This window comes from Bradyrhizobium sp. Leo114, from assembly GCF_055229415.2.
Map to the genome: position 1 here is coordinate 1 of NZ_JBUYEN020000271.1, position 255 is coordinate 255.

Annotated in this window: 1 pseudogene; it reads right to left on the minus strand. The window is 63.1% G+C overall.

What is annotated here, in order from left to right:
* Nucleotides 1-255 (minus strand): annotated as a pseudogene (gene nifH, locus ACZIRK_RS45705) (nitrogenase reductase); the annotation flags it as partial.

The window sequence follows — 255 nt, forward strand, 5'->3', positions numbered from 1 at the left end:
TCGGGGTAGGGATGATGCCTTTGCCGCCATTGTGGTGGATCCTGGTCGCAAGATTGCGATAGTGATCGGCTTGCTGGGACTCCGGCGCATACTCCAGCACGGTCATGCGGCGCAGCTCCGCGTGCTGCACGACGTTGTCGCGCGGCACGAAATAGATCAGCTGGGTGCCGAGCTTCTTGGCGAGCGCCTCCGCCAGTTCCAGCTCCTTATCTGTCTGTCGCTCGTTGCAGATCAGGCCGCCGAGCCGCACGCCAC